Source organism: Kribbella sp. NPDC055110 (assembly GCF_053607525.1).
The window spans coordinates 600,836-627,521 of sequence record NZ_JBSGTS010000001.1; the positions used below are offsets into that span (position 1 = coordinate 600,836).

A 26,686-nucleotide genomic window follows, 5' to 3' on the forward strand; every position below is an offset into this window, starting at 1 on the left:
TCCAGACTACCGGGCGGCTAGGCAGCGGCCGGGTTGCCGAACTCCCAGTGCCACGGCTCTTCCCGGTTACCGCCCTGGTCGGCCCAGGCCGGGTGCAGCCAGCCGTACGCCGACGCGTGCGACTTCATCCACTGGTATTGGGTGGTGTTGTACTTGTCGACGCCGCCGCAGAGGTCGACCGCAACGCCCCAGCCGTGGTTGGACGTGCCCGGGAGCGCGGCCAGTGAGGGCTTGCGCTGGTAGAGGCTGACCTGGGACGCGTACGAACGGTAGGAGTCGGTGATGCAGAGTGACTTGCCGAACTGTGCGCGGTAGGCGGCGGCGAGCTTCAGGTACGCCGCGGCGGCGTCGCATCTGAGCATGTGCCCGGACCCGATCGTGCACAGCTTGCCGGACGGGATCATGCCGTTGCTGTAGCCGCCCCACCCGGTGCTCGCGGAACCGGTCGCCAGGAACGGCATCGGGTTGACCGGGTCGCCGCCGAGCCGGACCTCGAAATGCAGGTGCGGACCGGTCGAGTTCCCTTCGGTGCCGACGGCACCGATCTGCTGCCCGGCCGTCACTTGCTGCCCGTCCGTGACGTCGACCCGGCTCAGGTGCGCGTAGAGGGTCTCCAAACCGTTGCCGTGGTCGATCCGCACCAGGTTGCCGGCCCAGGCGGGGTGCTCGACGCGTACGACGCCGGAGGTCACGGCGCGGACCGTCGTACCGACCGGGGCCGGGAAGTCCTGGCCGGTGTGGAATCCGGTCGACCACATGGATCCCGACTGGCCGAACGGCGTACCGATCTCGTAGGTCCCGTCCGGCAGCGGCCAGGTCCAGGAGCCCGAGCCGACGTCGTACGACGTGGCGGTGTTGCCGCACCGGAACGCGTACGCCTCGGACGTCGACACCGGCGCGACCTGGGGCTTGGTTGGGGCGCCGAGCGTCGGGCGGAGTGCGGCGTACAGGTTGTCGGGGACCGTGGTGACGACGACCGAGCCCTTCGACTCGTCGGCGGCGATCATCTCGCCGTTGTCGAGCGCGATGCCGATGTGGACGAGGCCGAGGGACTTGCTACCCATGACGAGCAGGTCGCCTGGCTGGATCTGCGTGTTCGGGACGGCCTGGTAGTCCGGGTAGACCTTGCTGACCAGGTTCGGCAGGGTCGTGTACGGCTGCCACGCGACGCGGGCTGCTCCGAGGCAGCCGTACGTGTCCGGGCCCGTCGCGGCAACGCCGTACAGCTTCCCGACCAGGCTGAATGCCTGGTTGACCGCCCGGATCGTCTCGGCCGACATGACCCGCACGGTCCGGCCGGCGACAGCCACCGACGCGACACCGGGGACGGCTGCGCCGCGACGAGTCAGCGGTGCCAGCCCGGTCGGCAGCTTGCTCGGGTTCTTGAGTACGGCGGCCGCCGGGGGAGTGACCTTCGTGGCCGCGAGCTCGGTCAGGTACGTCTGCCAGCGGGCGAGCGCCTGCTGGTTGCGCGCTATCTGGAGCTGCTTCGACAGTGCAGAGGCGACATCGAGATCGGCCGTCTGGTCAGCCATCGCCGCAGCTGCACTGGCGGCCTTGTGCTGCACCTGGTTGCTGAGCTCCTGAGCCTTCGCCGCGGCCTCGTTCGCGGCGGTGCGCTTCGTGGTCGCGTCCGCCTTGAGCCGGTTGGACTCGGCCTCGGCGGCCATGGCCTTGTTGTACTGCGACACCTGGGTGCTGCCGAGTTGGGTGATCGCGGTCTGCCGGTCGGCGATCTCCTGAAGGTTCTCGGCGATCGGGGCGAGCGACCAGAGCATCGACTCGGTGCCCATCACGGTCGGGATGCCCAGCTGGTACGCCTGCGCGGTGATCACGCCGAGCCGGCGGCGCTCCTCGTCGGACAGGCCCTTGGAGGCGGCCGCGCTGGTTTCCGCCCTCTTCGCGGCTGCCTCGGCGGCCTGCGCCTCCTTCAGGGCCTTGGTGTAGGCGATGGTCGCCTTGGCGAAGTCGGCCTGGACGGCCGCGGCCTCGGCCTGGAGCTGCTCGAGAGAGCGGTTGACGTCGGTGACGGAGGCAGGCGGCGGCTCGGTGGTCGACGGGGTCGGGTCATCGGCGTACGCAGGCAGTGCCACCACTGCCAGCAGTGTGCCGAGTGCTGCTAGCCGCAGCCCCCGATGTCTCCCCAGATTCATCCGTCCCCCATGCCGCATCGTCCGTACGGCGCCTCACGCACCAGCCCAGCGTAGGCGGCGTACGGTCCTTACGGAACCCCGGCTAAAGTTCACTGCATGGCCTCGCACTTTGACGTTGTTGTCCTCGGCGCCGGTCCGGGTGGGTACGTCGCGGCGATCCGCGCTGCCCAGCTCGGCCTCAAAACCGCCATCATCGAGAAGAAATACTGGGGCGGTGTCTGCCTGAACGTGGGCTGTATCCCGTCCAAGGCGCTGCTGCGGAACGCCGAGCTGTCGCACATCTTCCGGACGGAGGCGAAGACCTTCGGTATCAGCGGTGAGGTGACCTTCGACTTCCCGACCGCGGTGCAGCGCAGCCGGAAGGTCGCCGACGGCCGCGTCAAGGGCGTCCACTTCCTGATGAAGAAGAACAGCATCACCGAGTTCGACGGCTGGGGCTCGTTCACCGACGCCAACACCCTGGACGTGACGCTGAACGACGGCTCGTCGGAGACCGTCACGTTCGGCTCCTGCATCGTGGCGACCGGCGCGACCACCAAGCTGCTACCGGGCACCCAGCTCAGCGAGCGCGTCGTGACGTACGAGGAGCAGATCCTCACCGAGGAGCTGCCCGGCTCGATCGTGATCGCCGGCGCGGGTGCGATCGGCGTCGAGTTCGCGTACGTGCTGGCGAACTACGGCGTCAAGGTGACGATCGTCGAGTTCCTCGACCGGGTCGTCCCGCTGGAGGACATCGAGGTCTCCAAGGAGCTGGCCAAGGCCTACAAGAAGCTCGGCGTCGACGTACTGACCGGCACCCGGGTGGACTCGATCGACGACTCCGGCTCCTCGGTCAAGGTGACGGTGACCGGCAAGGACGGCGTACAGCAGACACTGGAGGCCGACAAGGTCCTGCAGGCGATCGGCTTCCAGCCGCGCGTCGACGGCTACGGCCTGGACAAGATCGGCGTCCAGCTGACCGAGCGCGGCGCGATCGGCATCGACGGCTTCTGCCGGACCAACGTGCCGAACATCTTCGCGATCGGCGACGTGACCGCGAAGCTGATGCTCGCGCACGCCGCCGAGGCGATGGGCGTGATCGCGGCCGAGACCATCGCCGGGCACGAGACGATGGAGCTCGACTACAAGATGATCCCGCGGGCGACGTTCTGCCAGCCGCAGATCGCCAGCTTCGGCTGGACCGAGGAAGAGGCCCGGCTGGAGGGCTTCGACGTCAAGGTCGCCAAGTTCCCGTTCACCGCGAACGGCAAGGCGCACGGCCTCGGCGACCCGACCGGTTTCGTCAAGGTGATCAGCGACAGCAAGTACGGCGAACTCCTCGGCGCGCACCTGATCGGCCCCGAGGTCACCGAGCTCCTGCCCGAGCTGACCCTGGCCCAGAAGTGGGACCTGACCACCAAGGAACTGGCCCGCAACGTCCACGCCCACCCGACCCTCAGCGAAGCCCTCCAAGAAGCCTTCCACGGCCTCGAAGGCCACATGATCAACTTCTAGCCGGACTTGGGGAGGATTTCGTGCCGTTTCGGGTGCAAAATCCTCCCCAACTCTCGGCTGGTTAGCGCGGATACCGGTAGACGGTTTGGAGGGGCTCTCCGGGTACGTGGATGTGGAGGGCGAAGCCGGGTTCGGTGGTGGGGTCTACGAGGGTTCCGGTTGGGCTCTCGGGTTCGAAGGGGAGGGGGATCGACGAGCGGATCCCCGGGGCTACGCGGAGCGGGATGCCGGCGAAGGTGGCCGTGATGGCGTTGTGGACGTGGCCTGCGAGGAGGGCGGTGACCGGTTTGTCCTGGAGTACGGCGGCGAACGGCTCGCGGGTGCGGAGCATCCACTGGTCCATCGTCGGGTGATGCAGGTTGAACGGCGGCTGGTGGAACGCGACGAACAGCGGTCCGTCGAACGGTTCCCGCAGTACGCCGTCCAGCCAGGCCAGCGACTCCTCCGGCAGCAGGCCGTGGTTCTCGCCGGGGACCGTCGTGTCGAGCAGCACGAAGCGGGCCTCCCCGACATCGCGAACCTGATGCACCGGATGCCCCTCGCCCGCCGCGTCGATGTACGACGAGAGACCGGCGCGGAACGGCGTACTCACGTCGTGGTTGCCCGGCAGGACGAGCACGGGCACGGGCAGCTCGAGCTCCGCGGCGAGTTCGGCGTACTCGAAGTCCTGGCCATGGTCGGCGAGATCGCCGCTGACCAGGACGACGTCGACCGGCCGGCGGAAGTCGTTCAGGTACGACGTGATTCGCCGGAGCCGCGACCGTGCCTCCTCGGAACCGTCGAGATGCGGGTCACTCAGGTGCGCGATGACGTACATGTCAGCACACTAGTGCCCTGTCGAAGGTCAGGCTGGGTGCCGGAACAGGGTTTGGAGCGGGGCGCCCGGTGTGTGGATGTGGAGTGCCAGGCCGGGGTGGGCTGTGGTGCTGTCGACGAGCCCGCCGCCGGGGGCCGGAGGTTCGAAGGGGAGGGGCGGAGTCGAGCGGACCCCTGCTGCGACCAGGAACGGCAGTCCGGCGAAGGTGGTTGCCAGGCCGTTGTGCACGTGCCCGGCGAGCAGGGCGGTGATTGGCTTGCCCCGGAGTACGGCCTCGAGTTCCGGACCCGAGCGGAGCAGCCACTGGTCGAGGACCGGGTGGTTCAGCTCGAACGGCGGGTGGTGGAACGCCACGAACAGCGGGCCGTCGACAGGTTCCGCCAGTACGCCGTCGAGCCAGGCGAGCGACTCCGCCGACAGCAGGCCGTGGTCGGCGCCCGGCACCGAGGTGTCGAGCAGGACGAACCGCGCGCCGCCGACGTCGTGCACCTGATGCACCGGATGCCCGTCGCCGGCCGAGTCGACGAACGACGCCAGGCCGGCGCGCAAAGGCGCGCTGACATCGTGGTTGCCCGGCAACACCAACACGGGCACGTCCAGCTTCAGCTCCGCGGCGAGTTCGGCGTACTCCTCCAGCAGGCCGTGGTCGGCCAGGTCGCCGGTGACCAGCACGACATCGACGGGCCGCCGGAACTCTCGCAGGTACGACGTGATGCGCCGGAGCCGCGACCGTGCCTCCTCGGAGCCGTCGAGATGTGGGTCACTGAGGTGTGCGATCACGTACATGGGCAGCAGATTAGCCGCAGAACCCGGCCGGTAGATCGCCGCACGGAACCAGCCCGCCCCGCTCGCGTGCTCCCCGGTCCGGGAAGCTGAACTCGACCTCGCCCTGAGAAATCGAGCAGCTTTGTCCTCACTTCTGCGGGTACAGGACGCTGGTCGCCGGTGGTGAACGCGTGCTTACGGTGCGATGACGCGCCGGGTGGAGACTTGGCCGGTTCGGTCTGCTCTGGGAGATTGGGCGGCATGGCTGAACAGGTGGATGTCGTCGTGGTGGGGCTCGGGGTCGGCGGGGAGGAGACAGCCGGTCGGCTGGCGCAGGCCGGACTGCGCGTGGTCGGCATCGAGTCGCGGCTGGTCGGGGGTGAGTGCCCGTACTACGGGTGCATCCCGAGCAAGATGATGATCCGGGCCGCGAACCTGGTCGCCGAGACGCGTCGCGTCGACGGCATGGCCGGTACGGCGACGGTGCAGCCGGACTGGGCGCCGGTCGCGAAGCGGATCCGCGAGGAGGCGACCGACACCTGGAACGACCAGGTCGCCGTCGACCGCCTGGTGAACAAGGGCGCGACCGTCATCAAGGACGTCGCCACCGTCACCGGTCCGAACACGCTCCGCGCGGGCGACAACGAGTACGAGGCGGCGCGCGGCATCGTGATCGCGACCGGGACGATCCCGTCCATCCCGCCGATCGAGGGCCTCGCCGGTACGCCGTACTGGACGAACCGGGAGGCGATCGAGGTCGAGACGCTGCCCGCGTCGCTGGTCGTGCTGGGCGGCGGCGCGATCGGTATGGAGCTGGCGCAGGTGTTCGCGCGCTTCGGCGTCCAGGTGAGTGTCGTCGAAGGTGCTCCCGAGGTGCTGTCGATGGAGGAGCCGGAGTCGGGTGTGCTGGCCCGCGAGGCGCTGGAGCGCGACGGCGTGACGTTCCGCCTCGGCGCCCGCGCGCAGCAGATCGGGTACGACGGCGGCACGTTCACCGTGTCGCTCGCGGACGGGACGACGGCGAGTGGCGAGAAGTTGCTGGTGGCAACGGGCCGCCGGGTGGCGACGGCGGACCTCGGCCTGGAGAAGCTCGGTCTGGACCCGTCGGCGCGGCGGGTCGAGGTCGACGAGCACGTCCGCGCGGGCGACAAGGTCTGGGCGGTCGGTGACGTCACCGGAGTCGGCGCGTTCACCCACAACGCGATGTACCAGGCCGACATCGCGGTCCGCGACATCCTGCAGGAAGCGGACGCGCCGACCGCGAGCTACCACGCGATGCCGCGGGTCACGTTCACCGACCCGGAGATCGGTGCGGTCGGGCTGACCGAGCAGCAGGCGCGGGACGCCGGGCTGAACGTGCGGGCCGGGTCGACCCCGATCCCGGCCTCGACGCGCGGCTGGATCCACAAGGCCGGCAACGAGGGCTTCATCAAGGTCGTGATGGACGCCGACCGGGGCGTGCTGGTCGGCGCGACGAGTGCGGGCCCGATGGGTGGCGAGGTGCTCAGCGCGCTGGCGGTGGCGGTGCACGCCGCCGTACCGGTGAACACGCTGCGTCAGATGATCTATGCGTATCCGACATTCCACCGCGCGATCGGTGAGGCACTGAAGGAGTTATGAGATCGCTTGTTGCGATTCGGTCGCAACAAGAACAAGAATGGGCGCGTGCATGTTCCTGACGGTTTCTTCAACGCGCCTACGTCTGTCGCCACCGGTCTGATCGCGGCCGGGGCGGTCGGCTTCAGCCTGCAGCGGGCGAACCGCGAGCTCCGCGAGACCGGTCCGGCGCTGGCTGGCCTGACCGCGGCGTTCGTCTTCGCGGTGCAGATGGTGAACTTCCCGGTCGGCGCGGGCACCAGCGGTCACCTGCTCGGAGGCGCGCTCGCGGCCGCGTTGGTCGGGCCGTGGACCGCGGTCCTGGTGATGGCGACGGTGCTCCTGGTGCAGGGGCTGTTGTTCGCCGACGGCGGGCTGACTGCGTTGGGTACGAACATCACGTTGATGGGCCTGATCACGGTCCTCGTCGGGTACGTCCTGACGCGGGCGTTGCTGAAGGTGCTGCCGCGCCGGGTCGGCAGCGTCGTACCGTCGGCGACCGTCGGCGCGCTGGTGTCGGTGCCGGTCGCGGCCCTGGCGTTCACCGGGCTGTACGCGATCGGCGGCGCGGTCGACATCCCGCTCGGCAAACTCGCGACCGCGATGGTCGGCTGGCACATCCTGGTCGGGATCGGCGAGGCGGTGATCACTGCGGCCGTGCTCAGCGCGGTCGTCGCGACCCGGCCGGACCTCGTGTACGCCGCTCGGCACCTGCAGCAGGACCTGGTCCTGGTCGATGCCGACGGCAACACTTCCACCGTGTCGCCGGACAAGCCGATCGCCGTGAAGCCGGCCGGCCGCTCGCTCGGTGTGGGGATTGCGGTGACGCTGCTCGTCGCTGGCGGGGTGAGCTTGTTCGCGAGCGCGCACCCGGACGGGCTGGAGTTCGTCGGCGCCAAGCTCGGGTTCGAGGGTGCGGCCAAGCACTCGGCGGTCGCGGGCGGTCCGCTGGCCAATTACGGCGTACACGGAATCGGCAACGCGCAGGTGTCCGGGGCACTGGCCGGGATCATCGGCGTACTGGTGACGATCGTGCTCGGCCTCGCGATCGCCAAGCTCGCATCGCTGCGGACGAACAAGGCCTCATGAGTGGCGACGGCCTGCTCGTTGCGGTGGACAGTCCGGTTCACCGGGTTCCGGCGCAGGTGAAGCTCGTCGCGCTGTTCGTGTTCGTGCTCGCCGTCGTTTCCACCCCGGCCGCGATCTTCTGGGCATTCGGCCTGTACGCCGTGATGCTCGTCGCGGCTGTCGGCGTCGCGAGGTTGCCGGCGACCGTGGTGTCGCGACGGCTCGCGGTCGAGACGCCGTTCATCGTGTTCGCGTTGTTGCTGCCGTTCGTGGCGACCGGCCCGCAGGTCGACGTACTCGGCCTGCACCTGTCCCAGTCGGGTGTGCTCGGCGCCTGGAACGTGCTGGCGAAGGGCACGCTCGGGGTGATCGCCGCGATCCTGCTGTCGGCGACGACCGCGCCGCGCGATCTGCTGGCCGGGCTGGAGCGGCTGCGACTGCCGGCGACCCTCGTGGCGATCCTGTCGTTCATGGTTCGGTACCTGAGCGTGGTCTCGGACGACCTGCACCGGATGCGAGTCGCCCGGGAATCGCGCGGGTACACCGGCGGCCGGGTCGGTCATCTGAAGGCGGTCGCCGGGGGAGTCGGCGCTCTGTTCGTGCGGAGTTTCGAGCGTGGCGAGCGCGTCCATCTGGCGATGCGGTCGCGCGGTTACAACGGACGGATGCCGTTGCTCAGCGTCTCGGGTGCGACCCGGGCGCAGTGGCTCGAAGGTCTGACGATCTCCCTCGCCGCGGTGGCGATCGCGGTCGCGGCTAGGGTGGTGACCTTGTGAGCGGTCCTGCGATTCAGGTCGAGCGGCTGGTGTTCGCCTATCCCGACGGGCGGCAGGCGCTGTTCGGCGTCGACTTCACCGTGGAGCGCGGCGAGCGGGTCGCGCTGCTCGGTCCGAACGGGGCCGGCAAGACCACGCTCGTGCTGCATCTCAACGGCATCCTCGGGTCGGTCGCCGGTGGGACCGGGAGCGGTCGCATCCAGATCGGCGGCACCGGGCTGCACCGGGAGCACCTGACCGAGATCCGGCGCAAGGTCGGTCTGGTTTTCCAGGATCCGGACGACCAGCTGTTCATGCCGACGGTCCGAGACGACGTGGCGTTCGGTCCCGCGAACCTGGGTCTGCGCGGCTCGGAGCTGGACGATCGTGTCCACGAGGCGCTGGTCCAGGTCGGCATGCAGGACCAAGCCGACCTCGCTCCACACCACCTGTCGTTCGGCCAGCGCCGCCGGGTCGCCGTCGCCACGGTCCTCGCGATGCGTCCCGAAGTACTGGTCCTCGACGAGCCGTCGAGCAACCTCGATCCCGCCGCCCGTCGCGAGCTCGCCGACATCCTCGCCGGGCTCGACGTCACGCTGCTGATGATCACCCACGACCTGCCGTACGCGCTGCAGCTGTGCGAGCGAAGCCTGCTGATGGACGACGGCCGGATCGTGGCGGACGGCAAGACCCGCGACCTCCTCGGCGACGCCGACCTGATGGCCGCACACCGCCTCGAACTGCCGTACGGCTTCGACCCCCTCTCCGTCCCCGGCCCGGAGCGTTCCTGACCCGGGACCCTCGGCTCGTCGGTTCTAGTTGGTGACAGTCATCTGGAATCTACGGTGAATTTGTTACCAAGCCCTTGTTTGTTACTCGTGGGTCAGCGAAGGTGACGTTGAGTACTTCAATCGCTACCTCCCGCTCAGGCAAAGGCGGTCCGCCCCCATGAAGTCATTCGCTAGTTTGCTCACTGCCGCGGCGCTGGGCGCCGCGATGCTGCTCAGCCCGGGTGTCGCGCATGCCGCGGCACCGAACTACGTCGCACTCGGCGACTCGTACGCCTCCGGTGTCGGCACCCGCACCTATATCGAGAGCAGCGGGTCCTGCCAGCGCTCCACCAAGGCGTACGCGTACCTCGACGCCGGCCGGATCGGCGCGAACCTCACGTTCGTGGCCTGCTCCGGCGCAAAGGTCGCGGACGTCACCGCGAACCAGCTGTCCTCGGTGACGAGCTCCACCAACATCGTGTCCGTCCAGGTCGGCGGTAACGACGCCGGCTTCTCGTCGGTGATCACCGAGTGCGCGAAGCCGTCGTGGCTCGGCGACTGCAACACCGCGGTCGCGAACGCGCAGTCGATCATCAACAACACCCTGCCCGGCCGGCTGAACACGCTGTACTCGTCGATCCGGAGCCGCGCGTCGTCGGCGAAGGTCGTCGTGGTCGGGTACCCGCGCCTGTTCAACGGCACCGACTGCAACGCCGGCACGTTCTTCAGCCCCGACGAGATGACCAAGCTGAACGCGACCGCCAACCTGCTGAACTCGAAGCTCTCCGCCTCGGCGAGCTCGGCCGGCTTCACGTTCGTGGACCCGACGTCGAAGTTCATCGGGCACTCGGTGTGCGGCAGCCCGGAGTGGATCAACGGCCTGTCCAACCCGGTCAGCGAGTCCTACCACCCGAACGTGACCGGCCAGTCGGCGTACGCCGATCTGGTCCAGCCTGCACTCTGACGCACCTTCACTCAGGCGCCGCCCCGGTCGACCGGGGCGGCACCTGTGCTTTTGGGGATGCGGACAGGCCCGGTTCGTGGTGTCATGCAAGGGTGACGCGGAGGTCTGTGGACTGGTTACTGGCGGCCAGGATGCAGGCCAACTGCCTTGCGCGTCCGGTGAACGAGGCCGGCCCCGGAGGGGTGGCCGACGTCGTGCGCCGGACGGGGGGACTCCAGGCCCAGACCTGGCGAGGAGCGTCGTACGCCGTCCGCGCCCGATCGTCCGCGACCACGCTCGCGGACGTCGCGACCGCTCAGGAAACCGATCGGTCTGTGATCCGTGGCTGGTTCATGCGCGGCACCCTCCAACTCGTCGCGACCGAGGACGCCGGCCCGCTGCTCGGGCTGCTCGGCCCGAAACTGATCAAGGACACCGAACGCCGGTACGGCGAACTCGGGCTGCCGGACCGCATCCGCGCCGAGGCCGCCGACGTACTCGAGAACCACCTGCTGGCGCACGGGCCGAGCAGCCGCGCGGAACTGGCCGACGTCCTGGTGCGCGCGGGCCTGATCGCCGAGCCGAAAGGGCAGGCGGTCTACGCCCTCATCCGGTACACCGGCCTGCTCGGACGCCTCTGCTACGGACCCGGCGAAACCTGGGCCGCCGTCCGCGACTGGCTCGGCAAGCCACTGGTCCTCGAGGGCGACCCCGAGGACCTTGCCCGCCGGTACCTGACCGCCTTCGGACCCGCCACGCCACGCGACTTTGCGACCTGGTCGGGCCTCCCGGTCCCGCTCGCGCGCCGGGCCGTCGAGGCGGTGGCCACGACGTCTGTCGAGGTCGAATCCGCCGTGCTCCACGCCGTCGACGATCTGCCCGGCTGCCACGACGTACGGATGGTCGGCGAGTTCGACACGTACCTGCTCGGCTACCAGAACCGCCACTTCGACCTACCGAGGTCGATCTTCCCGGGCGGTGGCATGCTGCGTCCCGCCGTCGTACAAGCCGGCCGACCGATCGGCACCTGGCAGCACGCCACCCTCGCGGTAGACCTCTTCGAACCAGCGGATCTGACCGAGGAACTCGCCGATATCAACCGCTTCTTTGGATGACGTCGTGCCTGTCAGCAGGAAGGTTTGCGGGCCACTCGGGCGACCTCGTCGAGCAGATCCTGGAGCTGGACCGCGAGCCGGGTGCGGGCGGTGGGGGAGAGCGACGCGACCAGCTCGGACTCCCGTGTGAGCACCTGGTCGACTGTCCGCTCGATCAGGTCGTGGCCGGCCTCGGTGAGTGTGACGACGACCGCGCGACTCCCGTCGTCCGCGGACCGCCGCGTGACCAGGCCGCTGTCCTCGGCGCGGGCGACCCGCTGCGAGATCGCGCCGGCGGTGACGAGCGTACGGCGGGACAGCTCGCGCGTACTGAGCTCGTACGGCGTGCCCGCGCGCCGCAGCACGCTGAGCAGATCGAGCGTCGCGGGATCCACGCCGGCGTCCGCGAGCACCCGGCGCCGGTCGTCGGCGAACAGCTTCGCCAGCCGCCACAGGGGAGTGACGATCTCGATCGAGTCGGTCGGCGTACCGGGCCGTTCGCGCTGCCAGGCGCGGGCGATCTCGGCGGCGGGGTACGGGCTCGGGGTGTCGAGCGGGTAGTTGTCGGCCACGGGACCCATGATACGTTTAGATCTAAACATTTAGAGCTAAACGTGAGGTGTGGCGATGAGGACGATCGTGGTGACCGGGGGAGCGACCGGGATCGGGCGGGCGACCGCGGAGCGATTCCGCGCGGACGGCGACGACGTGGTGATCACCGGCCGGCGTGCCGACGTACTCGAGAAGACCGCTGCCGATCTCGGAGCCAGGGGAGTGGTGTGCGACGCGACCGACCCGGCGCAGGTCGGGCGGCTGCTGGACGAACTGCCCGAGCGGGTCGATGTCCTGGTCAACAATGCCGGCGGCAACACCGACTTCGGCCGGCCCGACGGCGATCTCGCCCAACTGAAGGCGAACTGGCTCGCCAATCTGGAGGCCAACCTGATCAGCGCGGTGCTCACCACGACCGCCCTCGAGCCCCGCCTGACCACCGCCGTCGTGCACCTCGGCTCGATCGCGGGCTCGCGCGGCCCCGGTGCGTACGGCGCCTCGAAGGCAGGTCTGGCGATGTGGAACGCTGACGTCGCAGCCAAGCTCGGACCGCGCGGCGTGACCTCGAACGTCGTCGCGCCGGGTTTCACCGCCGGCACCGAGTTCTTCCAGGGCCGCCTGACCGAGGAGCGCCGGCACACGTTGCTGCAGGCAACGTTGACGAAACGCGAGGGGCGGGCCGCCGACATCGCGGGCACCATCCACTTCCTCGCCTCGCCGGCCGCCCGACACCTCACCGCCCAGGTCCTGCACGTGAACGGCGGCGCCTTGGTCACGCGCTAGCGCGCCGAGCGCCTGGTTTGCATCTGCGCGCAGGCACAACTCGTCCAGACAGGTGCGGAAACCGATCTCCGGGCGGGTTGTGCATGCATGGAGGTTCGCCCGAGAGCCTGGGGTGTCGAGCGGAGCGGCGCGTGACGTGTGTAGGTGTGACAATGGGCGGCATGCGTCCCACCGTCAAAGATGTCGCGAAGCTCGCCGGGGTGTCGCCGAAGACGGTGTCGAACGTGATCAACGGCGTCGTGTTCGTGCGCCCCGAGACCCGGGCCCGGGTGGAGAGCGCACTCGCCGAGCTCGACTACGTGCCGAACATGAGCGCCCGCGGTCTGCGCAACGGCCGCTCCGGCATGATCGCGCTGGCGCTCCCCGACCTGCTCCGGCCGTACTCCGCGGAGATCGTGCACCTGGTCGTCGAGCTCGCCCACGAACGCGGCTGGGGTGTGCAGATCGAGCAGACGGCGGCCGAGCCGAACCGCGAGTTCGAGCTGCTCTCGAAGGCCCGCGCGTACCTGGTGGACGGCCTGATTCTGAACCCGGTGAACCTCGACGACAGCGCGGTGATGACGGCCGGTCCGCTGCCGCCCCTCGTGCTGATCGGTGACGTCGACCAGGACGTCGTGAGCCAGGTCGCGATCGACAACGTCGCGGCCGCGAAGGACCTGACGAAGCACCTGCTGGCACAGGGCTGCCGGCGGATCGCGGCCGTCGGTACGCCGGAGATCCCGCGCGGCTCGAGCGGCGCCGGAGTCCTCGGCGGATCGGCCGAATCCCCGGGTACGGCGGCGTCGCGGCTGCGGACCGCGGGGTATCGCGCGGCACTCGAGGAGGCCGGCGTACCGATCGATCCGAGCCTGGAGATCAGCCTCGACCGCTGGCGGCCCGAGGGCGCCGCGACCGTGGTGGGCAAGTACCTGGCCGAGCACGAGTTGCCGGACGCGTTCTTCTGCTTCACCGACACGTTGGCCTCCGGCACCTTGTCCGCACTGTGGAGCGCGGGGATCGACGTACCGAAGCAGACCCTGGTGGCCGGGTTCGACAACATCCTCGACAGCCAGTTCATGATCCCGCCGCTGACCACGATCGCGTTCGACCGGCGGGCGTTCGTCGCCGCGGCCCTCGACCTGCTGGCCGAGCGGATGGCGGACAGGGGTGCGCCGCCGCGGAGGGTGATGATCCCGCACCGCGTGGTCGAGCGCGCCAGTACCGCACGCTAACGGATACGTTTCCACAAAATCCCACATCCGAGTCTTGTGCGGGTCATTCTAACGATGTAATTTTCGGGTCGCCCCCCGAAGGAGACCGCATGAGTGAAGATTTCTCCCGGCGCAGCCTGCTGAAAGCGGCCGCGGCGCTGGCCGGTAGTGGGTTGCTCGTCGGCTGCGCGCCCGGTGCGTCGCGTTCGACGACCAACCTGAACTACTGGCACCTCTTGACCGGTGGTGACGGCACGGTGATGGCAGGCCTGGTGGACGCCGTCAACGCCGCGAACCTCGGCTTTCGCACGACCCAGACGGTGCTCGCCTGGGGTCCGCCCTATTACACGAAACTCGCCATGGCCTCGGCCGGCGGCCGGGCTCCGGACGTGGCGATCATGCACGCGTCCCGGATCGCCGGCTACGCGCCGGGCGGCCTGCTCGAGCCGTGGGATCTCGACCTGCTCGCCGAGGCCGGCCTGCACAAGGAGGACTTCCCGGCCCGGGTCTGGGAGAAGTGTCAGTACGACGGGAAGCTGTACGCGATCGCGCTCGATACGCACCCGTTCGTCCTCTACTACAACACCGACCACGCAGAGAAGGCCGGTGTCACGGAGGCCATCCACACGCTGAAGAGCCCGGAGGAGTTCACCGAGGTCGCGACCAAGCTGCAGAAGGTCACCGGCAAACACGGCCTGTCCTACGGCTACCTGGGTGACGGCTCGCAGATGTGGCGCCTGTTCTACACGCTCTACCGGCAGACCGGCGCGGAGATGAAGCTTGTCCCCGGTCAGCAGGCGGAGGTCGACAAGGACGCGGCGGTCAAGACGCTGACCTTCATCCGATCGTTGCTCAACGACACGATCGCCTCGCGCAGCGGCGACGGCGGTACGGCGACCAGCGAGTTCCTGCACGGCGAGAGCGGCATGTTCTTCGGCGGTGTCTGGGAACTCCCGGTGCTGAAGGACGCGAAGCTGCCCGTCGACGCGATACCGATCCCGACCATGTTCGGGACGCAGGCGGCGTACGCCGATTCGCACACGTTCGTGCTGCCACGGCAGTCGAAGGTGTCGCCGGAGCGCCGCAAGCACGTCTACACGATGGTGGCCGAGCTGCTGAAGCGGTCGGTGACGTGGGCCGGCGGCGGCCACATCCCGGCGTACCAGCCGGTCGCGACGAGTGCGGAGTACCAGGCGCTGAAGCCGCAGTCGAACTACGCGGGCATCCCGGCGTACGTGAACTACGACCCGGATGTGTGGTTCAGCGGCGCGGGCAGCGACTTCCAGAACTACTTCGCCGAGAACGTGCAGAACGTGTTCCTCGGCAGTGGTGATCCAGCGGCCGGGTTCGACGGTTTCGTCGCCCGGCTGAACAAGCTGCTCGACCGTCCGCAACCGGTGTGAGAGGAGAGACTCAGATGTCTACTGCTATCGACACTCCGCCGGCAACGACGGAGGAGATCACCGCGCAGGGCAAGGCTCGCGCGAAGCGTGGGGCGACGCTCACCGGGTGGGCGTTCGCGGCGCCGTTCGCCGTACTGTTCGTGCTCTTCCTCGTGATCCCGGCGCTCTACGGCCTGTACTTGAGCTTCACCGGCGAGACCCTGACCGGTGCGGGAAGCGGACTGATCGGTTTCTCCAACTACGCCGACGCATTGCGCGACCCGGACATGTGGAAGTCGCTCGGGAACACGGTGTGGTTCACGGCGCTGAGCACGGTTCCGCTCATCGTCCTGTCGCTCGCGCTAGCGCTGCTAGTGAATCTCGGCCTGCCCGGGCGTTGGCTGTGGCGCCTGTCGTTCTTCCTGCCGTACCTGCTCGCATCCACCGTCGTGGTCATGTTCTGGAGCTGGATGTACAACCCGAAGCTCGGGCTGATCAACGGCGTACTGGACAAGTTCGGCGCCGGACCGGTGGCCTGGCTGCAGGATCCGAAGGTCGCGATGATCTCGGTCGTGATCACCACGCTGTGGTGGACGATCGGGTTCAACTTCCTGCTCTACCTGGCGGCGTTGCAGAACATTCCCGAGCAGCAGTTCGAGGCCGCGGCGCTGGACGGCGCGGGCAAGTGGCGGCAGCTGTTCTCGATCGTGATCCCGCAGCTGACACCGACCACGGCGCTGCTCGTCACCTTGCAGATCCTCGCGTCGCTGAAGGTGTTCGACCAGATCTACATGCTGACGAACGGCGGTCCGGCCGGGAAGACGCGGTCGATCGTGCAGTACATCTACGAGTCCGGCTTCACCGGCTACCGGTTCGGTTACTCGTCGGCCATCTCGTACCTGTTCTTCGCGCTCATCGTCCTGGTGTCGCTGGCGCAGTACAAGCTGATCAACCGCAGGAGCGCCGCATGAGCACCTACACCCTCAGCCGTGGGATCAGCCGTGGGATCAAACAAACGCACAAGCCAGGCGAAAACCCCTGGAGCGTGTCCAGAATGGCCGCGCTGCTCGTACTTGCGGTGCTGGCCGTAACGTGGCTGGTGCCGTTCGCCTGGGCGGTGCTCACATCACTGAAGTCCGAGGCGGACGCCGGTGCGTCGCAGATCACGCTGAACCCGCCGGACGGGCTCAGCTTCGAGGCCTACCGCAAGGTGCTGTCCGCGGGCGACATCCCTTCCTGGGCGTGGAACAGCCTGCTCACGTCGGTGGCGATCACGTTCATCACGGTCGCCACGTCGGCGCTGGCCGGCTACGCGTTCTCGCGGGTGAACTTCAAGGGCAAGCGATTGTTGTACGCCGCGATCATCGCGGCGATCATCATCCCGCCGCAGTTGCTGATCGTGCCGTTGTTCCGGCAGATGCTGGCGTTCAACCTGGTCGACACGTACTGGGGCATCATCCTGCCGCAGGCGTTCGCGCCCGCGATGGTCCTGATTCTCAAGCGTTTCTTCGACCAGATCCCGGTGGAACTGGAGGATGCGGCGCGGGTCGACGGCGCCGGGCGGCTGCGGGTGTTCTGGTCCGTCGTACTGCCGTTGTCGCGCCCGATCCTTGCTGCGGTGGCGATCTTCGTGTTCATCGGGGCGTGGAACAACTTCCTGTGGCCGTTCATCGTGACCACGGACGCGCACCTGATGACGTTGCCGGTCGGCCTGCAGACGGTGAAGAGCGCGTACGGGCTGCAGTACGCGCAGAACATGGCGTCCGCGATTCTCGCCGCGCTGCCATTGGTCGTGGTGTTCCTGTTCTTCCAGCGCCAGATCATCAAGGGGATTGCGACCACCGGCTTCGGGGGGCAGTGATTTGCCGCGCCTCTTGATGGACAGCAGTTCCGGAACTCGGGATTCCGGTCACGATCACTTGAAAAGGCCGTCACTCTCAGCGAGGGTTGGCTGATCTATCACTCGGGGAGAGTAACGATGAGAAGGGGGAAGTGTGTCAGCGATGACTAGGCTCGCCGAGCAGTGCCGTGATGTGAGGAGTCACGGCAACGCGGGACTCGGGCGGGCTTCGATCCAACCGGCGGTGTGTACCGGCATCCACGAGGTGAGCTCGTCGATTCCGTCGGTGCGACCGCGACGCGTGGCGATGCTCAGACTGAGCAACGGGATGACGACCACGCTCCGACTCGGTGACGGTGCCCAGGCACCGGCGCCCGGCACCACTGTGTACGTCCGAGGTGGCCGGGGCATGGGTGATCAGCCCGCCTCAGGTGGGGTCATCCTCGCGTCCGGCGCACCTGTCGGGACGTGATGGTCTGAGTCAGTGACTCGCCGGTCTCAGGTGTCCAACGCCCAGCTGAGGCCGGCAAGCCCCTGGACAGTACAGACAGCTAGCTCTCCAGCGGATCTGTGAACTCGCGGATCTCGATGGGTGAGTACCTTGCCTCCGGCAGTCGCGCGGCGATCTCCGTCGCGCGGTCGAGACTGCAGTCGACGACGTAGTAGCCGGCCAGGACTTCCTTGGCTTCGGTGAACGGTCCGTCGGTGACCGCGGCCACCCCGTCCTGGATCCGGACGATGCGCGCGTTCGCGGTGGTCAGGCCCGAGCTGTCGACGAGTTCACCGTTCGCCTTCAGCTCCTCGGACAGCACGCGGTGCTGGTCGAACACCTGGTCGATGCCCTCGGCGTGCAGGGTGCCCCAGGTCTGTTCGTTCCCGTAGATCAGCAGCATGTACTTCATCGGTTGCCTCCATTCACCTGGGTACGTCGGAGCCCCGGACGTCGTCTCGACATCCGGGGCCCAGAGTAGTTGCTACCAAGTGGCGCCGGCTGGTGCCCGCACCGTGGTGTTGAGGCGGTTGAACAGGTTGGTGAGCCCGATCATCAAGATGATCGCCGACAGTTCCTTCTCGTCGAAGTGGTCAGCGGCGGCGCTCCAGATCTCGTCGGTGACCGCGGTCGGGTTGTCCGCCAGCCGGGTCGCGGCCTCGGTCATCTCGAGGGCGGCGCGCTCGGCGTCGGTGAACAGGTCGGAGTCCCGCCATGCCGCGACCTGGTGCAGCCGCTCGTCGGTCTCGCCGTTCTTCAGCGCCGACTTGACGCCGCCGAACACGCACGGCGAGCAGCCGTTGATCTGGCTGGCCCGCAGGTGCACGAGTTCGAGGGTCTTGCCGTCGGTCCCGGACTGGCCGATCGCCTTGTAGATGTTCTGGATGCCCTTGGTGGCGTCGGGCAGAACCATTGCGGGGTTGGTCATCCGTGCTTGCATGATCGCGTCTCCATCAGTTGGTTGCTTTCACTGACTTGACGGATGCTGCGCAGCGGATGTGACAGCGAACCGCAGATCTCTTTCCAGCCGTTCCTCGACAGACCCCGTGGAGTACTGCGCGGTGAGGCAGATCGGGCCGCTCCACCGGAGTTGCCGCAACGCGGCGAACACGGCGGACCAATCGGACAGCCCCTCCTCGGCCTCGACGAAGGTCGTCTTCCAGGCACCGTCCGTCCGGAGGTAGTGCACGTTCTTCAGGTTCACGATGCCGAGCCGGTCCGCGCCGAGTTCGAGCGTCACCGCAGGATGGTCACCGGCGAGCGCGTCGTGTGCCGCGTCCCACACGAGCTTGAACCGGTCGGGCAGCCCCTCGAGTAACTGCAGTACGCCGAGCGTCGACGACACGTACCGCCCGTGATGAGGTTGCACTCCGACCTGTACGTCGTACCGCTCGGTGAGTACGACGGCGTGTTCGAGCAGCTCGCGGTTGCGTCGTACGGACGCGGCGTATCCGTCCGGGCCGAGGTCGGCCATGATCCGGATCATCGGTACGCCGGACTCGGCGCACGCGGCGAACACCTGCTCCGACAGGTCGCTCGCTACGCTGATCGGTTCGATGCCCTCGGCCCGTAATTGGGCGGTGAACTTCGGCAGCTCGGCCTCAGCGGTCGCCGGCGTCACGTACGCCGTGTCGCGCACCGGGACCTCGGCGCCCGCGAATCCGAGTCCGGAGATCAGCCGGCCGAGCTCGTCACCGGGCAACCCGATCCACGGTTTGGTGAAGACGGACCACAGATAGGTCATGTTCAGCGGCCTCCCAGCCCACTCATGGTGATGCCTCGAACGAACCAGCGTTGCGTCAGGAAGAACAGAACGATCAGGGGGACTGTGGTGACGGTGGCTGCCATCAACAGCAGGTTCCACTGGGTGCCGTTGGTGTCCTGGAACACCTGCAGTCCGACCGATGCGGTCCGGGTGGCGTCGCTGTTGGAGATCACCAACGGCCACAGCAGGTTGTTCCACTGCCCGATGAACTTGAAGACCGCCAGCGTCGCGATCGCCGGCACCGCGAGCGGCACGATCACGCGGACGAACGCCTGCCACCGGTTCGCGCCGTCCAGCCGGGCGGCCTCCTCGTAGTCGCGCGGGATGCCGAGGAAGAACTGCCGGAGCAGGAACACGCCGATCGCGGTGAACGCGTGCGGAAGGATCATGCCCGGCCAGGTGTCGATCCCGTGCAGTTTCGCGACCAGCACGAACTGCGGGATCAGCGTCACCTGCGACGGGATCATCAGGGTCGCGAGATAGATCCCGAACAGCCAGCTCCGGCCGGGGAAGTTCAGCCGCGCGAACGCGTATGCCGCGAGCGCCGCGGTGACCGTTTCGAGCAGCGTCGTACCGGCGGCGAAGTAGACCGTGTTCAGCAGGTACTTGCCGAGCGGAACGAGCTCGAACGCGCGGGTCAGGTTCTCGGGGTGCCAGCTGCTCGGCCAGAACGACGGCTTCGCGGCCATCGACTCGCCATCGGACTGGAACGCGACGAGCACCATCATGACGACCGGGACCAGCGTGAGCGCGGTGACCAGGAAGCAGGTGAAGACAACGAGTTTGCGCCGGATCTCAGTTGTCATAGTGCACCAACTTCCGCTGGAACATGAACTGCGTGGCGGTGATCAGGACGATGAACGCGAACAGGACCAGCGACTGCGCGGCGGCGTACCCCTGGTCGTAGTTCTCGAAGCCGGTCCGGTAGATGTACATGACCAGCGTGGTGGTGCGGGTGCCCGGGCCGCCGTTGGTCATGATCAGCGCCTGGTCGAAGACCTGGAACGATCCGATCACCGACGTGACGATCACGAAGAACAGCGCGGGGGACAGCATCGGCAGTGTGATGTGCCGGAAGCTCTTCCACGGCGACGTACCGTCCACGCGGCCCGCTTCGTACAGCTGTTGCGGGATCGCCTGGAGGCCGGCGAGGAACACGACCATGCCGAAGCCGAAGCTCTTCCAGACGCTCATCAGGATCAGCGCGGGCATCGCCCAGGTGTCGGAGATCAGCCAGGCGGGTCCGTCGATGCCGAACCATCCGAGCACGGCGTTCACCAGGCCGTCGTGCGGGATGTAGAGCCAGATCCAGACGAACGCGACCGCGACCGTGATGGTTGCGTACGGCAACAGCAGGAGGCTTCGGAAGACCGCGATGCGCTGCACACCCTGGTGGAGCAGCAGTGCGAGCGCGAGGCTGACCAGGATCGTCAGCGGGACGCTCACCAGGGTGAAGTACGCCGTACTGCCGAGCGCCGTCCAGAACGTCGGATCGGGGCCGAGGCGGGCGAAGTTGTGCAGACCGGCCCAGGTGGGCGCGCTGAACAGGTTCCAGTTCAGCAGCGAGATGACGCCCGCCGCGACGACCGGTCCGGCGGTGAAGATCAGGAAGCCGATCAGGCTGGGCAGGATGAAGAGCCAGGCATTGAGTGTCTCCCGACTGCGCTTTGCCGTCGCCGGCTTTGGGGGTGCTGGTGCAGTGGTGATCGGTGCGGTGTCGACTGCCATCGGGTTCACCCCTTCCGGGCGGTGGCTTGGCGGACGGTGTCGAGGTGCTGCCGCATCAGTACGTCGAGACGCGGCGTCAAACCGTTGATGGCGTCCGGGACGGTGACCTGGCCGAGGAACGTGCGCGGGAGATCCTGACCGAGCAGCTGCTTGACCTGGTTCCAGTTCGTGGTGACGTCGAACGCGTGGCCGCCGGCGACCTTTCCGGCCAGGATGTCCTGGACGATCCCGAGGTTGTCGGGCGGCGGCTGGAACGCGCTGCCGGCGCTCAGCCGGGCCGGGTTGTTGCGGCCGGCCTTGGCGTAGATGTCGAGCGCGCCGGTACTGGTGAGCGTCTTGAGCAGCTTCCACGCGAGGTCGAGCTCGGCGCCCTCGCGTACCCCCGATGGAATCGCGAAGCTCGACCCCGAGACACGCGGCGTGCTCCCGTTCGCCCCGGCCGGGAACGGGATGATGTCCCAGTCGAACTTGGCCTTCCGGGCGTTCACCACCTGCCACGGCCCGTTCTGCATGAACGCGACGTTGCCCTGCAGGAAGTTGGACAGTGAGCTCTCGGTGACCAGGTTCTTGATCGGCGGCGTGACCTTGTCCTTCACGAACAGGTCGATGACGAACTGCAGCGCCTCCATCGCCTCGGGATCGCCGAGTGCGCTGCGGCTCGCGTCGGCGGTCATCACGTTCCCACCGGCGCAGTAGATCCACGACACCAGGTCGTCGATGGCCGGTGCGCAGGTGAAGCCGTACTGCTCACCGGGTTTGGTGAGCTGCTTGGCGAGGTCGCGGAACGTTGCCCAGGACATCGGTTCGGTGCGAGACGGCGGCGGGATGCCCTGCTTCTTCAGAAGGTCCTTGTTGTAGTACATGACAGTCGGCGCGACGTCGAAGCCGATCGCGTAAGTCTTGCCGTTGAAGCTCGAGATCCGCCGGCTGGTCTGGTAGAAGTCGTCCAGCTTGAAATCGGGATCCGCGGCGATCAGGTCGTCGAGCGGGCGGTGCGCGCCGCGGGCGGCGTACGTCGGGATCAGGGTGCCGTTGAGCGCGGTGACCAGGCTCGCCGTACCGCTGACGAGTTGCAGGTCGAGTTTGGTCGGGTAGCCGCTCGACGGGGTCAGGGTGGCGACCGACTTCACGCCGAGCTGCTTCTCGACGTACCTGCCGAAGGCCTCCCAGACCTTCTTCTCGGCGGCACTGCTCGACCACATCGCCCACGTGGCGGTGCCGGCTGGCGGCCCCGACGAACAGCCGGCCGCAACCGCGACACCGGCCAGTCCACCCAGCCGGAGCACGCTGCGGCGGGTCAGAGTGGTGCTCATAGTTCTCCTCACCGGTAGAGCAGGTCGATCGATTCGGCGCGAATTCGCTCCTCGTCGACCTCGACGCCCAATCCAGGGGCGGTGGGGACCGTTGCGACGGCCTTGGTGATGCTCAGCCCGTCCACGTACAGATCGGTCAGCAGCTCCGGCCCGTTGAGCTCGGCGGGCAGTGCGAGCTCGAGCTGACTGAACACGTGCAGTGCGGCGGCGAACGCGACTCCGCAGTCGGTCAGGCCGCTGGCGAGCAGCTCGACGCCACCAGCCAGCGCTGTCTGAGCGGTCTTGAGGGCGTTCCGTAGTCCGCCCGACTTGCAGATCTTGACGACGACCAGGTCCGCCGCGTTCAGGCGGATCGCGCGTGCGAGGTCCTGCGCGGAGAAGCTGCCCTCGTCGATCGCGACCGGTAGATCGATGAGCTCGCGGACCCTTTGCATGGCGAGCGTGTCGGTGCTCGGCACGGGTTGCTCGACGCAGTAGATCGTGCGGATGTGCGCCGTCCGATCGCGGAGCTGTTTGAGCGCGGCCGGTCGGTAGGACTGGTTCGCGTCCAGCCAGAGCGGTTTGCCGTCGGCAACTTCCGCGACGGTCTCGATCGCGGCTGTGTCCGCGTCGAGGTCGCCACCGATCTTGACCTTGTACGCCGCATAGTCCGACGACTGGAGAGCGTGTTCGCGGACCGTGTCCTGGTCGCCGACCCCGATCGCCGAGCAGAGCGGGATCTCGTCGTAGATCTTGCCGCCGAGCAACGCGTGCACCGGGACGCCGGCGAGCTTGCCTGCCGCGTCGTGCATCGCGATGTCGACGGCGGCGCGGGCGAACGGGAAGCCGTTCGAGACCGCGGGGCTGAGGCGTTTGGCGGCGCGCTGGTGGAACAGCTCGACGTCGAACGGCGTGAGTTCGAGCAGGATCGGGGCGAGGTGGCGACGGATGACGACCGCCATCGTCTCGGCGGTCTCGTAGCTCCAGCTGGGGAGCGCTCTCTGCTCTCCCCACCCGACCACGCCGTCCTCGGTCGTGAGCTTCACGAAGATCACTGCACCGGCCTGGTCCGGCGCTGCGTCGGGCGAGCCGACGACACCGCTTCCGAGCACGAACGGTCGCGCAAACGGCACCGCCACCGGAAACACCTCAACCTGAGTAATGCGGGACAAACGAATCAGTCCTCTCGTTGGTTAGGCGGCGATGGACCAGAGGGTGGGGTCGACGAAGCTGGGGCCTCGGGTGCCGTCTTCCAGCCACTGGAGGGCGTCCTTCAGCACGTAGCCCGCGAGCTTGAGGTGGCCTTCGGCTGTGTCACCGGCGACGTGCGGGGTGAGCAACAGGTTCTCCGCTCGGAGTGCGCTCTCGGCGAGTTCGGGCGGCTCTGGGTCGTACACGTCGAGCGCCGCGTAGATCCGTCCCGCGACGGCGTGCTCCAGCAACGCCTGCTGATCGATCGCCGGACCGCGCGAGGAGTTGACCACGACCGCCCCGTCCTGGAGCCGCTCGATCAGCTCCCGCGAGATCATGCCCTTCGTCTCAGGCACGTTCGGCACGTGGATCGTCAAAAAAGCGCTTTCTGACGTTTCCGGCAGCTCAGCCAGCCGGACCCCGAGCTCTTTGGCCCGCTCGGCACTCAGGTACGGGTCGTACACGACCACATCACATCCGAACGGCTTCAGCAGCGTGATCAACGCGCGCGCCGTACTGCTCGCACCGATGATCCCGACCTTCGCACCAGCCAGCTCATGACCCCGGTACTCGGTCTGCTTCCACCCGCCGCCACGGACCGCGCCGTCGAACCGCGGCAACCGTCGCGCCAGCGTGAGCATCGAAGCCAGGCAGTACTCGCCGACCGACCACGCGATCCGCGGCCCTGCCGAGAACACCCCGACCCCCTGGTCGAGGATGACCGGGTCGATCAGGTTCTTCACCGTGCCCGCGGCATGCGCGACGACCTTCGGGCCGTTGCCGTCGGCCCACAGTTCCTTGCCGAGGTGCGGCGTACCCCAGCTGGTCAGCAGGACGTCAGCACCTTCGGCCAGGATCGGCACGGCGGCGGGATGGAGTGCAGGCGGCTTCGCGAGAGAGCCGGGGCCGGTGGTGTGGTTGGCGGTTGCCCAGACCACGTCGAAGCGGTCCTCGAGCAAGCGGCGGGTGTCCGCGTCGACGACGTCGGCGGCGCGTTCGGGGGAGAAGAGGGCGGCGAGTTTCGGCACCGGGTCGGCTCCTTCGGTGGGTGGTGCTCCGACGGTAGGCGCTTTCCGTTATGCAGGTCCAAGCCCATTTACGTATGGACCGATACCGTGCTTGCATGGCCGCCATGGACCTGTCGCTCCAGCAACTCCGTGGATTCGTCGCCGTCGCCGAGGAGCAGCACTACGGCCGCGCCGCGCTGCGCCTGAACCTGACGCAGCCGCCGCTGACCCGCCAGATCCAGGGCCTGGAGCGCACTCTCAACGTCCGCCTCTTCGACCGCACCGGCCGCGGCGTCCGGCTGACCGCGGCCGGGGGAGTCTTCCTCGAGCACGCCCGCCGGGTGCTAGCACTGCTAGAAGTCGCGCCCGAGGCGACCCGGCGCGCCGCGGACGGGACAACCGGGACCCTCCGCCTCGCCTTCACCGCGATCGGCGCGTACGCCGTACTCGCGGACTTCCTGACCATGGTCGGGAAACGAACGCCGGGCGTGACGGCCGAGCTGACCGAGCTGGTGAGCCCGGCGCAGTTCGAGGCGTTGGCGAACCTGGAGATCGACGTCGGCCTGGTACGGCCGCCGATTCCGGAGCAGTTCGAGTCGTTGCTGGTGCATTCGGAGGACCTGGTGCTCGCCGTACCAGCCTCGCATCCGCTGGCGCTGGGCGACGGGGCGGTGTCGCTGGTGGATGTGACCGACGACTACATCGGGTACAGCCCGGAGGGATCGCAGTACCTGCACGACATCTGTGCGGCGATGATCGGCATGGATCGGTACGCGGTCAGTCAACTGGCGTCGCAGGTGCCTACGATGCTCGCGCTGGTCCGCGCCGGCCTCGGGTGCGCGTTGATTCCCCGCTCGATCATGGCGATGCGCGTCGAAGGTGTGCGCTACCGCGAACTGGACGCGGCCGACGCGCACTCGGTCACTCTCCACGCCTGCTGGAGCCCCGACAATCCGAACCCGGCTCTGCAACGCCTGGCCGAGTCCCTGCGGCTCGACCCGCATCTCGGGACTTGACTTAGAGCGAACTCTAATTCGTAGGCTCGAGGGTATGAGTGCACAACACAAGATCGGCTCGGGTTTCGGGCACGACAGCACCGCGGACGACGTACTCGCCGGGATCGACCTGACCGGCAAGCTGGCGATCGTCACCGGTGGATATTCCGGTCTTGGTCTGGAGACCACCAAGGCGCTGGCGAAGGCCGGCGCGCACGTCGTCGTACCGGCGCGGCGGCCGGACGCGGCACGGGAAGTTCTGGGCGAGCGCGCTGAGATCGACGAGCTGGACCTGGGCTCGCTGGAGAGCGTGGAGGCGTTCGCCACGCGGTTCCTGGCGTCCGGGCGGTCGGTGGACATCGTGATCGACAACGCGGCGATCATGGCCGCGCCGGAGACGCGGGTCGGACCGGGGTGGGAGGCGCAGTTCGCGACCAACCACCTGGGCCACTTCGCGCTGGTGAACCGGTTGTGGCCGGCGATCGCGGCGGACGGCGGCGCACGGGTCGTATCGGTGTCGTCGACCGGTCACCGGCGGTCGGACATCCGGTGGGACGACCTCGAGTTCCGGCTGGGGTACGACAAGTGGGAGGCGTACGGGCAGGCGAAGACGGCCAACGTGCTGTTCGCCGTACAGCTCGATGCCCTCGGCAAGGACTCCGGCGTACGGGCGTTCGCGCTGCATCCCGGCGGGATCCTGACCCCGCTGCAGCGGCACCTGGAGAAGCAGGAAATGGTGGACTTCGGCTGGATCGACGAGGACGGCAACCCGTTGAGCCCCGCGTTCAAGAGCCCGGAGCAGGGCGCGGCGACGCAGGTGTGGGCGGCGACGTCCCCGCAGCTCGACGGGCTCGGCGGCGTGTTCCTCGAGGACTGCGAGGTCGCCGAGGTGTCGACCGACGACGCGCCGGGAGTCCGGCCGTACGCGATCGATCCCGCGTCGGCGGAGCGGCTGTGGACGCTGTCGGCGCAACTCACCGGAGTGAACGCGTTCGGGTAAGCTAACGCGTTCTTAA

General features: G+C 68.0%; 27 protein-coding genes. 15 read left to right on the top strand and 12 right to left on the bottom strand.

The genetic code is table 11. From position 1 onward, the window contains the following. Positions 1 to 17: 17 nt before the first annotated feature. Positions 18 to 2,096: a peptidoglycan DD-metalloendopeptidase family protein gene (locus tag ACWF0M_RS02595; RefSeq protein WP_452233828.1), complete on the bottom strand. Its 2,079-nt coding sequence runs from the start codon at positions 2,094 to 2,096 to the stop codon at positions 18 to 20. A 153-nt stretch (positions 2,097 to 2,249) separates the two neighbouring features. On the opposite strand from ACWF0M_RS02595, the gene lpdA reads away from it, so the two are divergent. Continuing rightward, positions 2,250 to 3,647 (top strand): dihydrolipoyl dehydrogenase, encoded by a 1,398-nt coding sequence (lpdA, locus tag ACWF0M_RS02600; RefSeq protein ID WP_452233829.1) that lies wholly within the window; start codon positions 2,250 to 2,252, stop codon positions 3,645 to 3,647. A gap of 61 nt (positions 3,648 to 3,708) precedes the next feature. Here lpdA and ACWF0M_RS02605 read toward each other — a convergent pair whose 3' ends face one another. Both ACWF0M_RS02605 and ACWF0M_RS02610 read right to left on the bottom strand, forming a co-directional pair. After that, positions 3,709 to 4,464, bottom strand: a complete 756-nt coding sequence (locus tag ACWF0M_RS02605) for a metallophosphoesterase (protein WP_452233830.1) — start codon at positions 4,462 to 4,464, stop codon at positions 3,709 to 3,711. 27 nt (positions 4,465 to 4,491) lie between these two features. Beyond that, the gene (locus ACWF0M_RS02610) at positions 4,492 to 5,250 is read right to left on the bottom strand and encodes a metallophosphoesterase (protein ID WP_452233831.1); all 759 of its coding nucleotides are present in this window, start codon (positions 5,248 to 5,250) and stop codon (positions 4,492 to 4,494) included. Between the two features lie 240 nt (positions 5,251 to 5,490). Between ACWF0M_RS02610 and ACWF0M_RS02615 the strand changes: the two genes are divergently transcribed. The 6 genes from ACWF0M_RS02615 to ACWF0M_RS02640 all read left to right on the top strand — a co-directional run bounded on the left by ACWF0M_RS02615 (position 5,491) and on the right by ACWF0M_RS02640 (position 11,476). Further along, a complete protein-coding gene (locus ACWF0M_RS02615) occupies positions 5,491 to 6,849 on the top strand; it encodes a dihydrolipoyl dehydrogenase family protein (RefSeq protein ID WP_452233832.1) in 1,359 nt (452 codons plus the stop codon). A gap of 45 nt (positions 6,850 to 6,894) precedes the next feature. Then, entirely contained in the window at positions 6,895 to 7,914 is a 1,020-nt protein-coding gene (locus ACWF0M_RS02620; protein WP_452233833.1) for an energy-coupling factor ABC transporter permease, read from the top strand. Further along, the gene (cbiQ, locus tag ACWF0M_RS02625) at positions 7,911 to 8,669 is read left to right on the top strand and encodes a cobalt ECF transporter T component CbiQ (RefSeq protein ID WP_452233834.1); all 759 of its coding nucleotides are present in this window, start codon (positions 7,911 to 7,913) and stop codon (positions 8,667 to 8,669) included. Before ACWF0M_RS02620 ends, cbiQ begins: the two co-directional genes overlap by 4 nt. Continuing rightward, a complete protein-coding gene (locus tag ACWF0M_RS02630) occupies positions 8,666 to 9,439 on the top strand; it encodes an energy-coupling factor ABC transporter ATP-binding protein (RefSeq protein ID WP_452233835.1) in 774 nt (257 codons plus the stop codon). The genes cbiQ and ACWF0M_RS02630 overlap by 4 nt, the downstream gene beginning before the upstream one ends. Positions 9,440 to 9,596: 157 nt before the next feature. Next, a complete protein-coding gene (locus ACWF0M_RS02635; RefSeq protein ID WP_452233836.1) occupies positions 9,597 to 10,382 on the top strand; it encodes an SGNH/GDSL hydrolase family protein in 786 nt (261 codons plus the stop codon). Between the two features lie 107 nt (positions 10,383 to 10,489). Beyond that, a complete protein-coding gene (locus ACWF0M_RS02640) occupies positions 10,490 to 11,476 on the top strand; it encodes a winged helix DNA-binding domain-containing protein (protein ID WP_452233837.1) in 987 nt (328 codons plus the stop codon). Positions 11,477 to 11,487: 11 nt separating this feature from the next. Here ACWF0M_RS02640 and ACWF0M_RS02645 read toward each other — a convergent pair whose 3' ends face one another. Then, entirely contained in the window at positions 11,488 to 12,036 is a 549-nt protein-coding gene (locus tag ACWF0M_RS02645; protein WP_452233838.1) for a MarR family winged helix-turn-helix transcriptional regulator, read from the bottom strand. Between the two features lie 46 nt (positions 12,037 to 12,082). Here ACWF0M_RS02645 and ACWF0M_RS02650 point away from each other — a divergent pair, with 46 nt between their 5' ends. From ACWF0M_RS02650 to ACWF0M_RS02675, 6 genes are all read left to right on the top strand, one after another. Next, positions 12,083 to 12,790 carry an SDR family NAD(P)-dependent oxidoreductase gene (locus ACWF0M_RS02650; RefSeq protein WP_452233839.1) on the top strand — a complete coding sequence of 236 codons (708 nt, stop codon included), beginning with the start codon at positions 12,083 to 12,085 and terminating at the stop codon, positions 12,788 to 12,790. Between the two features lie 161 nt (positions 12,791 to 12,951). Further along, positions 12,952 to 14,001 carry a LacI family DNA-binding transcriptional regulator gene (locus ACWF0M_RS02655; protein ID WP_452233840.1) on the top strand — a complete coding sequence of 350 codons (1,050 nt, stop codon included), beginning with the start codon at positions 12,952 to 12,954 and terminating at the stop codon, positions 13,999 to 14,001. 89 nt (positions 14,002 to 14,090) lie between these two features. Then, entirely contained in the window at positions 14,091 to 15,383 is a 1,293-nt protein-coding gene (locus tag ACWF0M_RS02660) for an extracellular solute-binding protein (protein ID WP_452233841.1), read from the top strand. A 14-nt stretch (positions 15,384 to 15,397) separates the two neighbouring features. Next, positions 15,398 to 16,333 carry a carbohydrate ABC transporter permease gene (locus tag ACWF0M_RS02665; RefSeq protein ID WP_452233842.1) on the top strand — a complete coding sequence of 312 codons (936 nt, stop codon included), beginning with the start codon at positions 15,398 to 15,400 and terminating at the stop codon, positions 16,331 to 16,333. Then, a complete protein-coding gene (locus ACWF0M_RS02670) occupies positions 16,330 to 17,223 on the top strand; it encodes a carbohydrate ABC transporter permease (protein WP_452233843.1) in 894 nt (297 codons plus the stop codon). The genes ACWF0M_RS02665 and ACWF0M_RS02670 overlap by 4 nt, the downstream gene beginning before the upstream one ends. A 142-nt stretch (positions 17,224 to 17,365) precedes the next feature. Further along, entirely contained in the window at positions 17,366 to 17,674 is a 309-nt protein-coding gene (locus ACWF0M_RS02675) for a hypothetical protein (RefSeq protein WP_452233844.1), read from the top strand. A gap of 79 nt (positions 17,675 to 17,753) precedes the next feature. Here ACWF0M_RS02675 and ACWF0M_RS02680 read toward each other — a convergent pair whose 3' ends face one another. The 8 genes from ACWF0M_RS02680 to ACWF0M_RS02715 form a co-directional block, all read right to left on the bottom strand. Then, positions 17,754 to 18,104 (bottom strand): YciI family protein, encoded by a 351-nt coding sequence (locus ACWF0M_RS02680; protein ID WP_452233845.1) that lies wholly within the window; start codon positions 18,102 to 18,104, stop codon positions 17,754 to 17,756. 72 nt (positions 18,105 to 18,176) lie between these two features. Next, the gene (locus ACWF0M_RS02685; RefSeq protein ID WP_452233846.1) at positions 18,177 to 18,632 is read right to left on the bottom strand and encodes a carboxymuconolactone decarboxylase family protein; all 456 of its coding nucleotides are present in this window, start codon (positions 18,630 to 18,632) and stop codon (positions 18,177 to 18,179) included. A gap of 27 nt (positions 18,633 to 18,659) precedes the next feature. After that, positions 18,660 to 19,436, bottom strand: coding sequence for a sugar phosphate isomerase/epimerase family protein (locus ACWF0M_RS02690; RefSeq protein ID WP_452233847.1), 777 nt, complete (start codon positions 19,434 to 19,436; stop codon positions 18,660 to 18,662). 2 nt (positions 19,437 to 19,438) lie between these two features. Then, positions 19,439 to 20,263 (bottom strand): carbohydrate ABC transporter permease, encoded by an 825-nt coding sequence (locus tag ACWF0M_RS02695; RefSeq protein WP_452233848.1) that lies wholly within the window; start codon positions 20,261 to 20,263, stop codon positions 19,439 to 19,441. After that, entirely contained in the window at positions 20,253 to 21,185 is a 933-nt protein-coding gene (locus ACWF0M_RS02700; RefSeq protein WP_452233849.1) for a carbohydrate ABC transporter permease, read from the bottom strand. Before ACWF0M_RS02700 ends, ACWF0M_RS02695 begins: the two co-directional genes overlap by 11 nt. A gap of 5 nt (positions 21,186 to 21,190) precedes the next feature. Beyond that, on the bottom strand, positions 21,191 to 22,498 hold the full coding sequence (locus ACWF0M_RS02705) for an ABC transporter substrate-binding protein (RefSeq protein WP_452233850.1): 1,308 nt from the start codon (positions 22,496 to 22,498) through the stop codon (positions 21,191 to 21,193). Between the two features lie 8 nt (positions 22,499 to 22,506). Then, positions 22,507 to 23,616, bottom strand: coding sequence for a mandelate racemase/muconate lactonizing enzyme family protein (locus ACWF0M_RS02710; RefSeq protein WP_452233851.1), 1,110 nt, complete (start codon positions 23,614 to 23,616; stop codon positions 22,507 to 22,509). Positions 23,617 to 23,670: 54 nt separating this feature from the next. After that, positions 23,671 to 24,696, bottom strand: a complete 1,026-nt coding sequence (locus ACWF0M_RS02715; RefSeq protein WP_452233852.1) for a hydroxyacid dehydrogenase — start codon at positions 24,694 to 24,696, stop codon at positions 23,671 to 23,673. A 95-nt stretch (positions 24,697 to 24,791) separates the two neighbouring features. On the opposite strand from ACWF0M_RS02715, the gene ACWF0M_RS02720 reads away from it, so the two are divergent. Both ACWF0M_RS02720 and ACWF0M_RS02725 read left to right on the top strand, forming a co-directional pair. Beyond that, entirely contained in the window at positions 24,792 to 25,691 is a 900-nt protein-coding gene (locus ACWF0M_RS02720; RefSeq protein ID WP_452233853.1) for a LysR family transcriptional regulator, read from the top strand. Between the two features lie 34 nt (positions 25,692 to 25,725). Then, the gene (locus ACWF0M_RS02725; protein ID WP_452233854.1) at positions 25,726 to 26,670 is read left to right on the top strand and encodes an SDR family NAD(P)-dependent oxidoreductase; all 945 of its coding nucleotides are present in this window, start codon (positions 25,726 to 25,728) and stop codon (positions 26,668 to 26,670) included. Positions 26,671 to 26,686: the final 16 nt, after the last annotated feature.